The sequence below is a fragment of the Salmonella sp. NW645 genome, from assembly GCF_051703725.1.
Classification (GTDB): Bacteria; Pseudomonadota; Gammaproteobacteria; order Enterobacterales; family Enterobacteriaceae; genus Salmonella; species Salmonella enterica.
On sequence record NZ_JAMMKR010000004.1, the window covers coordinates 100570 to 114303 of the forward strand.

At 52.3% G+C, this 13734-nt stretch carries 12 protein-coding genes; 9 read left to right on the forward strand and 3 right to left on the reverse strand.

What is annotated here, in order from left to right:
* Nucleotides 1–19: 19 nt before the first annotated feature.
* The 3 genes from NA389_RS10030 to mlrB all read left to right on the forward strand — a co-directional run bounded on the left by NA389_RS10030 (nucleotide 20) and on the right by mlrB (nucleotide 2696).
* Nucleotides 20–658: a two component system response regulator gene (locus NA389_RS10030; protein ID WP_000666335.1), complete on the forward strand. Its 639-nt coding sequence runs from the start codon at nucleotides 20–22 to the stop codon at nucleotides 656–658.
* A gap of 178 nt (nucleotides 659–836) precedes the next feature.
* Nucleotides 837–1565: a MerR family transcriptional regulator gene (locus NA389_RS10035; protein WP_000122316.1), complete on the forward strand. Its 729-nt coding sequence runs from the start codon at nucleotides 837–839 to the stop codon at nucleotides 1563–1565.
* 171 nt (nucleotides 1566–1736) lie between these two features.
* Nucleotides 1737–2696, forward strand: coding sequence for a transcriptional regulator MlrB (gene mlrB, locus NA389_RS10040; RefSeq protein ID WP_001060725.1), 960 nt, complete (start codon nucleotides 1737–1739; stop codon nucleotides 2694–2696).
* A gap of 109 nt (nucleotides 2697–2805) precedes the next feature.
* Here mlrB and fumD read toward each other — a convergent pair whose 3' ends face one another.
* The 3 genes from fumD to ttrS all read right to left on the reverse strand — a co-directional run bounded on the left by fumD (nucleotide 2806) and on the right by ttrS (nucleotide 5489).
* Entirely contained in the window at nucleotides 2806–3018 is a 213-nt protein-coding gene (gene fumD, locus NA389_RS10045) for a fumarate hydratase FumD (RefSeq protein WP_000165779.1), read from the reverse strand.
* A gap of 97 nt (nucleotides 3019–3115) precedes the next feature.
* Complete coding sequence (ttrR, locus tag NA389_RS10050) at nucleotides 3116–3736, reverse strand: tetrathionate respiration response regulator TtrR (RefSeq protein WP_000190933.1); 621 nt, start codon at nucleotides 3734–3736, stop codon at nucleotides 3116–3118.
* Nucleotides 3711–5489 carry a tetrathionate respiration histidine kinase TtrS gene (gene ttrS / locus NA389_RS10055; protein WP_001214424.1) on the reverse strand — a complete coding sequence of 593 codons (1779 nt, stop codon included), beginning with the start codon at nucleotides 5487–5489 and terminating at the stop codon, nucleotides 3711–3713. Before ttrS ends, ttrR begins: the two co-directional genes overlap by 26 nt.
* 181 nt (nucleotides 5490–5670) lie before the next feature.
* On the opposite strand from ttrS, the gene ttrB reads away from it, so the two are divergent.
* From ttrB to NA389_RS10085, 6 genes are all read left to right on the forward strand, one after another.
* Entirely contained in the window at nucleotides 5671–6405 is a 735-nt protein-coding gene (ttrB, locus tag NA389_RS10060) for a tetrathionate reductase subunit TtrB (RefSeq protein ID WP_001667155.1), read from the forward strand.
* Nucleotides 6406–7428, forward strand: coding sequence for a tetrathionate reductase subunit TtrC (ttrC, locus tag NA389_RS10065; RefSeq protein WP_000149762.1), 1023 nt, complete (start codon nucleotides 6406–6408; stop codon nucleotides 7426–7428).
* The gene (gene ttrA, locus NA389_RS10070; protein WP_000002373.1) at nucleotides 7421–10483 is read left to right on the forward strand and encodes a tetrathionate reductase subunit TtrA; all 3063 of its coding nucleotides are present in this window, start codon (nucleotides 7421–7423) and stop codon (nucleotides 10481–10483) included. The genes ttrC and ttrA overlap by 8 nt, the downstream gene beginning before the upstream one ends.
* Before the next feature lie 322 nt (nucleotides 10484–10805).
* Nucleotides 10806–12032 (forward strand): PfkB family carbohydrate kinase, encoded by a 1227-nt coding sequence (locus tag NA389_RS10075; protein ID WP_000471819.1) that lies wholly within the window; start codon nucleotides 10806–10808, stop codon nucleotides 12030–12032.
* A gap of 11 nt (nucleotides 12033–12043) precedes the next feature.
* Nucleotides 12044–12781, forward strand: a complete 738-nt coding sequence (locus NA389_RS10080; RefSeq protein WP_000697182.1) for a glutamine amidotransferase — start codon at nucleotides 12044–12046, stop codon at nucleotides 12779–12781.
* A gap of 58 nt (nucleotides 12782–12839) precedes the next feature.
* Entirely contained in the window at nucleotides 12840–13733 is an 894-nt protein-coding gene (locus tag NA389_RS10085) for a proline iminopeptidase-family hydrolase (protein ID WP_001000504.1), read from the forward strand.
* Nucleotide 13734 lies beyond the last annotated feature (1 nt).

Below are 13734 nucleotides of genomic sequence, written 5' to 3' on the forward strand. Positions count from 1 at the left end.
TTTTCGCGAGGGCAGCAAAATGAAAGAATATAAGATCTTATTAGTAGACGATCATGAAATCATCATTAACGGCATTATGAATGCCTTACTACCCTGGCCTCATTTTAAAATTGTAGAACATGTTAAAAATGGTCTTGAGGTTTATAATGCCTGTTGCGCATACGAGCCTGACATACTTATCCTTGATCTTAGTTTACCTGGCATCAATGGCCTGGATATCATTCCCCAATTACATCAGCGTTGGCCAGCAATGAATATTCTGGTTTACACAGCATACCAACAAGAGTATATGACCATTAAAACTTTAGCCGCAGGTGCTAATGGCTATGTTTTAAAAAGCAGTAGTCAGCAAGTTCTGTTAGCGGCATTGCAAACAGTAGCAGTAAACAAGCGTTACATTGACCCGACGTTGAATCGGGAAGCTATCCTGGCTGAATTAAACGCTGACACGACCAATCATCAACTGCTTACTTTGCGCGAACGTCAGGTTCTTAAACTTATTGACGAGGGGTATACCAATCATGGGATCAGCGAAAAGCTACATATCAGTATAAAAACCGTCGAAACACATCGGATGAATATGATGAGAAAGCTACAGGTTCATAAAGTGACAGAGTTACTTAACTGCGCCCGAAGAATGAGGTTAATAGAGTATTAACCAGGGGCATCCGATGGTATTAAGCATTGGTCATATTTTGATGAGCCTTACGCCACGCAGTATTGCTCATCATCGACAAAATCCATACGGATGCCCTGGTATGCCGCACCATTTATCACTACCTTAGTCTTCATTTAATCATGATATAGTAGAATCCCCTTATTTAACGGGCTTTACCATGTCGTATTCTATCGGCGAATTTGCCAGACTATGCGGTATCAATGCCGCCACGCTAAGGGCATGGCAGCGACGCTATGGTTTATTGAAACCGCAGCGTACTGATGGCGGGCATCGCTTATACAGCGATGACGATATTCGACAAGCGCTTAGCATCCTCGACTGGGTGAGAAAAGGCGTACCGATAAGCCAGGTCAAACCCTTACTATCGCGTCCGGTCATTCGCCTGGGCGATAACTGGATAACGATTCAGGAGACGATGCTTCAACATCTCCACGAAGGGCGAATTGACGCGCTGCGGCAGTTGATTTATGACTGTGGCCGGGAATATCCTCGCGCAGAACTGGTGACCCATTTATTGCGTCCGTTGCGCAGCAAAGTGTCCGCGCATCTTCCCGCCGTGATGACGCTGCGCGAAATACTGGATGGCATCATTATTGCCTACACCTCTTTTTGCCTTGAAGGCGACAGAAAAGCGCCTGGCAACAATGCCTTTATTAGCGGATGGCATCTCTCGGATCACTGTGAAATCTGGCTGGAAGCGTTGACTCGTACCGGACAAGAGCTGCGGCTCAATGTGCTTCCCTCTCCACCAGCCATACTGGCGCCCGAGCTGTTCGCCCAGAGAAAATGGTTCCTGGTGACCACCGGAAAGCTCACTACCGGGCAGAAAAAACAGCTTGCCCAGTGGCGCAACGTGGTCGCTTCGCTGGAGGTTATCACACTATAAGCGCTGAAATAGATTTCTTCCCCTCATTCTATCTTATTGATATTTAACTACGTCAAAAAAATTCCCGCGAAAACTTAGACAAAAAAACAAAGTTGTGTAAGTTTTAAATCAGCGTGAGATAACATTTTGCGCCATTGGCGTCAGTCGTCGTACTTTCAATAAGGGGCAATCATGAATAACAAACCCGTAGTCGGCATTAGCGGATGTCTGACTGGCGCCGCGGTACGCTTTGATGGCGGACATAAGCGTATGGATTTTGTCATGAACTCTCTGGCACCGTGGGTGGACTACAAACCGATCTGCCCGGAGGTGGCGATCGGCCTGCCCGTGCCTCGCCCTGCGCTGCGTCTTATCCAGACGACCTGTGGCGACATTCGGATGCGTTATAGCCATGCCCCGCACGATGACGTTACCGAGCGAATGAATGCCTTTACCGATCGGTTTCTGCCAACAATAGGCGAACTGGCGGGGTTTATTGTGTGTGCAAAATCGCCCAGTTGCGGAATGGAGCGCGTTCGCCTGTATGATGAAAAGGGTAACAGGGGCCGCAAAGCTGGCACGGGGCTGTTTACCGCCGCGATGATGGACAAATATCCCTGGCTGCCGATAGAGGAAGATGGTCGCCTGCACGATCCGGTACTACGCGAGAATTTCATCGCTCGTATCTTCGCGCTACATGAATTAAATGCGCTACGCGCGCAGGGCTTGAGTCGTCATAGTTTGCTCGCGTTTCATAGCCGATACAAACTTCAGCTTCTCGCCCACCACCAGGCCGGCTACCGCGAAATTGGCCCTTTCGTCGCGCGTCTGCATGAGTGGGACGATCTGGATGCCTTCTTTGTCCGATACAGAGAAAAACTGATGGCTATCCTGCGCCATCCCGCTTCACGTAAAAATCACACCAATGTGCTGATGCATATCCAGGGCTATTTTCACCGTGCGTTGAACAGCAGGCAACGCGCGGAATTACGCGAGGTGATTCTCGGCTACCGGGCGGGCCGACTACCTATCCTGGCACCGTTAACGCTGCTGAAGCACTATCTGGCGGAACATCCGGATGACTATCTACGCAGCCAGAATTATTTTGAGCCGTACCCTGATACATTAGGGCTGCGCTTAGCCATCAACTGATAACCCTGCGCATCGCTAACGGCGGGCAACCTGCCCGCCATGGTGACAATAGCGACAATTCAAAGGCGATTTCGTTATTGCCAACAGACTGTTTCCACCCTGATAGCGGCTATGACCGCGCCAGAGCGTTAATCACGGTTTCCATAGCCTGTTTTTCTAACGCGCTACGTTGGATGCGTTGATTCGCCAGCGCGGTTCTTAGCACGCCCGCAATAACAATATATTTAGGCTCCTGCCCCAAATCGCGCATTTCCAGCACGACCTTGCCCACCACCCGGCACATCTCGCGGTACAGCTCGTCATCTTTTGTCGGTTTTGTCATACGTTTTACTCGTCGCCAGATCAAACCAACAGAATATAACAGTCTTCTCTATTAAACAAAATTTGATGCAAATCAAAGAAATAACGCAGTTTATTATTCATGGTTCATACGTTGTTCGTATTCTGGTCTCTGGCGAGGCCATTTTTTCGAAACGCCTAATCAGTTCCGCCAGGCTACCGGCCTGCATTTTTTCCATGACTCTGGCGCGGTGCACCTCTACGGTACGCACCGCGATATTCATCGCTTCCGCAATTTCACGGTTCATAAATCCTTTTGCCACCAGGCTGGCCAGCTCACGCTCTTTCGGCGTCAACTGCTGGTAACAAAGTATAATCTCACGGCGCGCCACCGCTGCCGATGAAACCGTCAGCGCACGCTCCAGCGCCGCCTGTAGCGGTCTTACCGATACCGGTTTTTGCAGAAAATCGACGGCACCGCGTTTCATCTGCTCCACGGCCATCGGTACATCGCCATGCCCGGTAAGAAAAACAACCGCCAGGGTACTTCCGCACTGGCGCAACGCATCATGAACGCCCTGCCCATCCAGTACCGGCATTCGCATATCCAGTAATACGACTCCGACCTGATACAGACTGGCCTGCGCCAAAAAATCCGCCCCCTGCGTCCAGCATTTTACGTCATATCCCAGACTTTCCAGTAAAAACGCGCACGCGTTAGTGACCGCCGTATCATCATCCAGTAGATGAATTGTCGCCATCCCTGCCCCCATGTTCATGTAAGAAATGTATCGTGACCACCGTTCCCGACAGACCATCCGGCGCGGTCTGGTTCCTGATGCTGATATCGCCCCGCCCATACCGCACCAGCCGCTGGCAAATCGCCAGCCCTAAGCCCATCCCCTCTTTGCGGGTGGTCATAAACGGCTGAAACGCCTGACGTAATAGCGCCTCGTCGATTCCCCCGGCGTTATCCTGTAAAACGATACTGATGCCGTTTTCAGTACGTTCAGCAACGACCCATAAATGGGTGGCGCCCGCCTGAGCCGCATTAAGAATGATATTCGCCAGCACCTGTTCCAGCAGCATTGATGGCAGCGTTACGCGCAGCGCAGCGCTAACCTCGGTATGCAGAGTCACTGTCGGAAACTGTTGCGCCATACGCAACAATTGCCAGACATGATCAATCGCCTCGCGAATGGCTATGGCCTTCCACGCTTCGGTTAGCACCGGGTTGCCCTGCGCCTGGCTAACCCAGTGACGCAGGTTACGCAGAGTATCCGCACCGCGTTGCGCCTGCTGGTCAATCTGCTCCAGCGCCGGCAGCAAGGGATGCTGTTCATCTGCAACGCGCAGTCGAATCAGGCACCCCTGGGCATAATGTCGAATCGCGGAAAGCGGCTGATTAAGCTCATGGGCAAACCCGGAGGTCATTTCACCCAACACGCTCATTTGCCGGGCGGTTTCCAGCGCCCGCTCATGCTGATGAAGGACTACGCTATTACGTTCCAGTTGCTTTCCACGTCGACGCACCAGCAGCATGACCCAAATATAATTGAGCGTGAGCAACAGGAACGCCAGAATCACGCCGCCGACCATTAGCTGGTGCTGGATTAACCAACTTTTGACATCCAGCCACAGTCGACGCTGCTGAGGGTGCTGACGAACATCGCGCAGCAACGCTTCCACCTGACTGGTGGACGCAGGCGCGCCCCAGTGAAATGGCGCGGCGGCGGGCGCGTTGAATAGCGCTCGCGTTACGCGATCCGCCAACGCATCGCTTACCGCAGGTAGCGCCGCGAACGACCAGTCAGGATATAACGGCGTACTGGTTAAGCAAGGTAGGGGCGTCGGTCGGGAAAGCAGCGCGATAAAGTCCTTTTTATTAATCAATCCTTCCTGATCCATATTTTCTAACAGGCACACTGGCACAATTGCCGCCTGCACCGCTTTTTCGCGCAGCATATAGACTAAGGCATCGCCAGGAAATCCGGTAAAACGAAGATGAAAATCGCGCTCCGGGCGTAAGCCCGCGTCGCTGAGCGCTTTATAGCCTAATAAATAGCCGCCAAACGCCTGAGCATCAATCGCGCCGACTGTCTTACCGATGAGATCATGCGCCGTGGTGATGCCGCTATCGCGCCGGGTCAAAATCACGCTGCCAATAACATTACTCACCGCTTTCCCATCGCGCGTGGAGCGCAGGGAAGCTAACCAGCGGAGCGGCGCATGGCTGTTCAGTTGGACAAATTGCGCCGGGTTGGTTATCACAAACTGCACGGTTCCCTGGTTAACGGCCTCCTGCATTTGATGCAGATCCAGCGGCTGGATGTGAAAGGTTTCGCCTGGAAGCTGTTGGCTTAATGTCTTTGCCAACGGTTGCCAGTGGCTACGCGTAGACGCCTCGCCGCGCATGGCCAAAACACCGATATTCCACGTCCCTGCCCACGCGCCATGACAAAGTAGCCCTACTGCCGCCAACACCGCCAGGCGCCTTACGGTTTTACCTCTCACCCCAATATCCCTGTCAATTATGTTGTTTTAGATCAACAACAAGCCGGGTATGTGGTTAACCACAATAGAGCGCACCCCGTCTCGATTTTTACACTGTAAATCATCAACATTTTTTATTCATTACACATGAACCAACATCGTGACAAATGTTTCATTGTTGGCAATGTGGACGGGAGTCAATATGGACAGCAGTAAACGGCAATTTCTCCAGCAGCTCGGCGTCCTGACCGCTGGCGCCTCGCTGGTTCCGCTGGCTGAAGCGAAATTTCCTTTTTCGCCGGAGCGGCATGAAGGCTCTCCCCGACACCGTTACGCCATGCTTATCGACCTGCGGCGTTGTATCGGCTGTCAGTCCTGTACCGTAAGTTGCACTATTGAAAACCAAACGCCGCAGGGCGCGTTTCGTACGACGGTGAACCAATACCAGGTCCAGCGTGAAGGTAGTCAGGAAGTCACGAATGTGCTGTTGCCGCGTCTGTGCAACCATTGCGATAACCCCCCCTGCGTGCCGGTCTGCCCGGTACAAGCCACCTTTCAGCGGGAAGACGGCATTGTGGTGGTGGATAACAAACGCTGCGTCGGCTGCGCCTATTGTGTCCAGGCGTGTCCTTACGACGCCCGATTTATCAATCATGAAACGCAAACTGCCGATAAATGCACGTTTTGCGTCCATCGTCTGGAAGCCGGACTGTTACCCGCTTGCGTAGAGTCCTGCGTCGGCGGCGCGCGTATTATTGGCGATATCAAAGATCCCCATAGCCGCATCGCCACCATGCTTCATCAACATCGCGACGCTATCAAGGTATTAAAGCCGGAAAACGGCACGTTGCCCCATGTTTTCTACCTGGGTCTGGACGACGCCTTTGTCACCCCATTAATGGGCCGTGCGCAGCCCGCGCTTTGGCAGGAGGTCTGAATGACGCATTCACTCATCATTGAAGAAGTGCTGGCTCACCCGCAGGACATTAGCTGGCTGCCGTGGGCGGTACAATATTTCTTTTTTATTGGCATTGCCGCCTGCGCCGCACTGTTTGCCTGTTATCTTCACTGGCGGAAAAAAGACGCCGCAACAGAAGAAAATCGGGCATTACTGATTGCCATTACCTGTGCGATTACCGCACCGCTGGCGCTGACGGCGGATCTGCACCAGACCGCCCGCGTCTGGCATTTCTATGCCTGGCCGACGCCCTGGTCGTGGATGCCCTGGGGAGCGTTGTTCCTGCCGCTGTTTACCGGATTTCTCGCTCTGTGGTTCCTGGCGCAGCAAATAAAACGATTATTCAATAAAAGTTACAACGTCACTAAATGGTTGGCGTTAGCCAGCGCGCTTTGCGCGGTGGGCCTGTTGATTTATACCGGCCGCGAAGTCTCCGTTGTGCTGGCGCGCCCAATCTGGTTTAGCTACGCCTTCCCCGTGGCGATGTTTCTTAGCGCCTTACAGGCGTTCTTCGCGCTGATGATTGTCGCCGCCCGACGCGACTCGGTAAGGCTGCCAAAAATATTGTGGGGACAACTCTGGACGCTGGCGGCGCTGGGGCTGGTCGTGGCCATGTGGGTCAGCGGCGATACGCTTTCCGGCACGGCAATCCGTCAGTGGATTTCCGTCGCCCTGTCAGCCAAATATTACGCTGTCGGCTGGCTAGCGCTGTGGGTATTCACGCTGCTGTTCTGTAGCCTGGCGCTACGTCATCCGTTATCGCAGCTAAGACGCGTTCTGCTGGCTCTGAGCGCGCTGGCGCTATGTTGGCTGATACGCTGGACATTGTTGATTCAGGTACAAACCGTACCCAAGTTCAACGCGCAATTTAACCCTTACTCGTTACCAGGCGGAACGGATGGCTGGCTGGCTATTCTCGGCACCTTCGGCCTGTGGATAGCGCTACTGATTATTATTCGTGAAACGCTGAACGGACTCACCAGGAGATTACAACATGGCTAATTTAACCCGTCGTCAGTGGCTAAAAGTCGGTCTCGCCGTCGGTGGGATGGTCACTTTTGGTCTGAGCTACCGTGATGTGGCGAAACGCGCAATTGATGGCCTGTTAAACGGGACATCCGGCAAGGTAACGCGCGACCGCATCTTTGGCAATGCGTTAATTCCGGAGGCGCAGGCGCAAACGCACTGGCAGCAAAATCCACAACAAACCATCGCCATGACGCAATGCTTCGGCTGTTGGACACAGTGCGGTATCCGCGCCCGGGTTAATGCCGATGGCAAAGTGATACGCATCGCCGGCAATCCCTATCACCCCTTGTCGCAGGAACACCCGATTGACTCGTCCGTCCCTTTTAGCGAAGCCATGGAGCAACTGGCGGGAGAAAGCGGTCTTGACGCCCGCTCAACCGCCTGCGCGCGCGGCGCCACGCTGCTGGAAAGCCTGTACAGTCCGCTGCGACTGCTTGAACCAATGAAACGCGTGGGTAAACGCGGCGAAGGGAAATGGCAGCGCATCAGCTTTGAGCAGCTTATTGAAGAAGTCGTGGAAGGCGGCGATCTGTTTGGCGAAGGTCATGTGGACGGACTGCGCGCTATTCATGCGCCGGATACGCCAATTGACGCAAAGCATCCCAGTTTCGGGCCCAAAACCAATCAGTTACTGGTCACGAATACCAGCGACGAAGGCCGCGATGCGTTTCTGCGTCGTTTTGCGCTAAATAGCTTCGGCAGCAAGAATTTCGGCGCGCATGGCGCCTACTGTGGACTAGCTTACCGGGCCGGCTCCGGGGCGCTGATGGGCGATCTGGATAAAAACCCGCATGTCAAACCCGACTGGGAAAACGTGGAGTTTGCGCTCTTTATGGGCACCTCCCCGGCACAGTCCGGCAATCCGTTTAAACGCCAGGCGCGTCAGTTGGCGAGCGCCCGGCTGCGTGAGAATTTTCAATACGTCGTGGTCGCCCCTGCCCTGCCCTTATCAACGGTGCTCGCCGATCCTCGCGGTCGCTGGCAACCGGTTATGCCCGGCAGCGATTCGGCGCTGGCAATGGGGATGATCCGCTGGATCATGGATAATCAACGTTATAATGCTGATTATCTGGCGATTCCCGGCGTACAAGCGATGCAGCAGGCCGGCGAGCAAAGTTGGACCAACGCCACGCACCTGGTCATTGCGGATGAACTGCCGACGCTTGCCGGACAACACCTGACGCTGCGCCATCTTACGCCCGATGGCGAAGAGACCCCCGTCGTGCTGAATACCGACGGCGAGTTGGTCGATGCGTCCACTTGCCGACAGGCACGGCTTTTCGTGACGCAGTACGTTACGCTCGCCGACGGCCAACGGGTCACGGTGAAGAGCGGGTTGCAACGCCTGAAAGAGGCGGCAGAAAAGCTCTCGTTGGCGCAATACAGCGAACAGTGCGGCGTGCCGGAAGCGCAAATTATCGCGCTGGCGGAAACCTTTACCGGTCACGGACGTAAAGCCGCGGTCATCAGTCACGGCGGCATGATGGCCGGCAATGGGTTTTATAACGCCTGGTCGGTCATGATGCTTAACGCGCTGATCGGCAACCTCAGCTTGTCCGGCGGCGTCTTTGTCGGCGGCGGCAAATTCAACGGCGTTAGCGACGGCCCCCGCTACAACATGAACAGTTTTGCCGGAAAAGTGAAACCGTCCGGGTTAAGTATTGCCCGTAGCAAAACCGCTTATGAAGCATCGGAAGAATACCGCGACAAAATTGCCGGCGGGCAATCCCCTTATCCAGCCAAAGCGCCGTGGTATCCCTTTGTGGCAGGCCAGCTTACCGAACTGTTGACCTCCGCACTCGAAGGCTATCCTTATCCGCTTAAAGCCTGGATTTCCAATATGAGCAACCCGTTTTACGGTGTTCCCGGTCTACGCGCCGTGGCGGAAGAAAAGCTAAAAGACCCTCGCCGATTGCCGCTCTTTATCGCGATTGACGCCTTTATGAATGAAACGACGGCGCTGGCGGATTACATTGTGCCGGATACGCACAATTTTGAGAGCTGGGGCTTTACGGCACCCTGGGGCGGCGTAGCCAGTAAAGCCACTACCGCCCGCTGGCCGGTTGTCGCCCCCGCCACTCGCCGAACGGCGGACGGGCAACCTGTCTCAATGGAAGCATTTTGTATTGCGGTAGCAAAACGGCTCCATCTGCCCGGCTTCGGCGACCGGGCGATAACCGATCCGCAGGGCAATGCTTTTCCACTGAACCGGGCGGAAGATTTCTATCTGCGCGTAGCCGCTAATATCGCCTTTATGGGCAAGACGCCGGTCGCGCCGGCAAATCAGGAAGATATTTCGCTTACCGGCGTCAGCCGCATTCTGCCAGCAATTCAGCACACGCTTAAAGCTGATGAGGTCGATCGCGTGGCGTTTATCTACTCGCGTGGCGGCCGGTTTGCGCCCGAGGATAGCGGCTATACGGAGCAACGGTTAGGTAACGCGTGGAAAAAACCCTTACAGATCTGGAATGCAGATGTCGCCGCCCACCGTCACGCCATCACCGGGGAGCGTTTCAGCGGTTGCCCGGTCTGGTATCCGGCGCGTTTGTCAGATGGTCGTGCGATTGACGACCAGTTTCCCATTGGACAGTGGCCGCTGAAACTGATTTCATTTAAATCAAACACCATGTCCAGCTCAACAGCCGTCATCCCGCGCTTACACCATGTGAAGCCAGCAAACCTGGTGGCGCTGAATCCGCAAGACGGCGAGCGTTATGGACTGCAACATGGCGATCGGGTACGGATCATTACGCCGGGCGGTCAGGTCGTGGCGCAAATCAGTTTGTTAAATGGCGTGATGCCAGGCGTCATCGCCATCGAACACGGATATGGTCACCGCGAGATGGGCGCAACGCAGCACTCTCTGGATGGCGTGCCTATGCCGTATGATCCACAAATCAGGGCAGGCATAAATCTTAACGATCTGGGCTTTGCCGATCCGACAAGAACCATTACCAACACCTGGCTCGACTGGGTTTCTGGCGCGGCGGTACGTCAGGGGCTACCGGCAAAAATCGAGCGTATATAACCCCAGGGCCGGAGAGCGATATCGTCTTATTTCGTCGAGGGTAGCGACTGATAAGCGAACGCTGTCCGGCTGCATATACTCACTGAATCGTGCAAGCCCAACTATTTTACGTTCACCCCGTCATATTACATAGAAAATATATGACAACACTCACAAAACTATTTTCCCCTTCTGTAAGCAATTAATATTTAACACATTGGCTGCGCTTCTGATTATTGACATTCATTTGGGGTTACTTCCGGTTGACCGCATAATCTGTGATTGAATTCACCGCATGACAACATTGCCATAAATACAATTCAACTCACTACCCGGAGGCAATATGTTTAAAGAAGAAAGACGTCATGCCATCATTAATTTACTGATAAAGGATAATAGTGTTAGCGTCAGTAAACTTTCAGACCTTTATAAGGTTAGCCAGGAGACTATTCGTTCCGATCTACGCTATTTCCAGAAATCAGGTATGCTTCAGCGTTGCTATGGCGGAGGGATTTTAAACCGTGACGCGCTGAGTAAGCTTATCACTGAAAATAAGATTGATATCTCCAGCACTATCGCCACGCCAATCCATCAGGATGCAAAACTGCGCCGGGAAAACACAAAAAAAGCAGGCAAGGTGTGTGTTTTAGGCTCATTCAATATTGATGTTTCAGCAACCGTGCCGTGGTTTCCACAAAGCGGAGAATCCATTCTGGCCAGTCAATTTGGATTCTATCCTGGCGGTAAAGGAGCCAACCAGGCTTTAGCGGCAAACAATGCCGGCGCTGCGGCGCATTTTATTTTTAAAGTGGGCAAAGATCAGTTCAGCGCATTTGCTATGAATCATATTATTCAATCAGGCATCACCTCATACAGCGCGTATCAAACAGATAAAGCGCCCACCGGTAGCGCATTGATCTATGTCTCCGCCGTAGATGGCGATAATATTATCGCCATCTACCCTGGCGCCAATATGATGCTCACCACGCAAGAGATTAACGAGCAACACCGTTATATCGCCGAGTCTGACGTTATGTTAATGCAGCTCGAAACGAACATTGAAGCGTTGACTGAATTTATTCGCCTGGGCAAACAAGAAAATAAAATGATCATGCTGAATCCTGCCCCCTATACGAAACAGGTGACGCATTTATTATCTGATATTGACATCATCACGCCGAATGAAACTGAAGCATCTTTTTTATCCGGCGTAACCATTACTGATATTAATGATGCGAAAAAAGCCGGAAATATTATTCTGCAATCCGGGGTGAAAAAAGTCATCATTACCCTTGGCGCCCGTGGTTTTCTGCTCTGTGAGCACGCCCGCACGTTGTATATTCCTGCGTGGAGCGCCGTGGTAAAAGATGCCGCCGGGGCCGGTGACGCTTTTAATGGCGCCTTAGCCGCCGCGCTGGCGCGACAAGCAGACATGGTCGCAGCCATTCAATATGCCTCCGCTTTCGCTTCTCTGGCGGTGGAACAAGTCGGTGCGTCGAGTATGCCTCAGCACTTGCAGGTTTTACATCGAATGCGTACCCAATCTAATAAAGTCATTAACATTAATTAACAGGTGACATAATGAAAATTTTATTTATTGGCGAATCCTGGCACATTCATATGATTCACTCTAAAGGTTTTGATAGCTTTACATCGAGCAAATATGAAGAAGGCGCAGACTATTTATTATCCTGCTTACGCCAGGGTAATATCGATGTGGACTACATGCCTGCCCATATTGTGCAAACTCGTTTTCCACAAACCGCCGAAGCATTAGCCTGCTATGATGCGATCGTCATCAGTGATATCGGTAGCAATACGTTCCTGCTACAAAACAGAACGTTTTATAATATGGATATTATTCCTGATGCATTACAACTTATCGCGGATTATGTTGCTGAGGGCGGCGGTCTGTTGATGATCGGCGGGTATTTATCCTTTACGGGAATAGAAGCAAAAGCCAATTATAAAAATACGATTCTGGCGGAGGTATTGCCGGTTGATATGCTGGATGTAGATGACCGCGTAGAACTACCGCAAGGATGTAAAGCAGTAAATACTGCGGTAGAGCATGTTATTACCCAGCCATTTAGCGAATGGCCGCCGCTGTTGGGCTATAACAAGCTTATCGCCAAAGAAAATAGTCAGGTCCTTGCTGAAATTAATGGCGATCCACTGTTAGTTATGGGTACTTACCATAAAGGGAAAGTATGTTGCTTTGCCAGTGATTGTTCGCCGCACTGGGGAAGCCCGCAGTTTCTGCAATGGGAACATTACGCCACCTTCTGGTGTAATGTTTTACACACAATAAAAAAATAATATTATCCAGGCGAATATAAATTTCGCCTGCCCTGCCACACACTGAGTCATTAAGAATATGAATGATACTTATCTCTATGGCGAAATGTTTTCTGAAAACATATTGACAAGCTATCGGATTTATGGAGACAGAAAATCATTACTCACGCCGCTCATTATCCTTCACGGCGGCCCTTCTGGCGGCTTTGATTATTTATTAAATTATCGCCATCTGGCTGATGACGGGCGCATGGTAATATTTTACGATCAATATGGCTGCGGTCGTTCAACGCATTTTCCTCATGCCGACGCGTCTTTCTGGACTATTGCGCGTTATCTCCGTCAATTAACCCAATTAATTAATCACCTGGGTATTGGACACGGGTATTCGATACTGGGACATTCCTGGGGCGGAATGCTTGCCGCAGAGCACGCCTGCTTACAGCCTGCCGGGCTTCGCGGGACGATACTGGCCAGTTCGCCGGCCAGTATCGCCCTGTGGCAACAGGAAGGCATACGGCTCTTTAACGCTCTGACGCCAATGTCCGATGACGATATCAAAAACGTCATTATGCCCGCCGTCATTTATCAAAACCCACCGGAACAGCTGGTCGCTTATTATGCCAGGCACGTTTATACCCTCGCGGAAGAAGCCGTTCATGTTCAGCGATCTAATGCGCAGTTCGCCGCCGACCCTACGGGTTATCACATTTTATGGGGAACCAATGAACTGGCGGCAAATGGCAAACTTGCCGACTGGGATATTACGCCCCATTTGTGCCAGATACGCTGTCCTGTTCTGGTATTACGCGGCGAAAACGATCAGGCAACCGAGCGCGTCGTCTCTCCGCTGCTCTCTCACATTTCAGACTGCCGCGCGGTCACTATTCCCGGCAGCAGCCATAACCCACATGAAGAAAATATCGCGCCCTGCCTCGCAGCGGTAAGCGCGTTTTTACGCGATCTGGCATAAA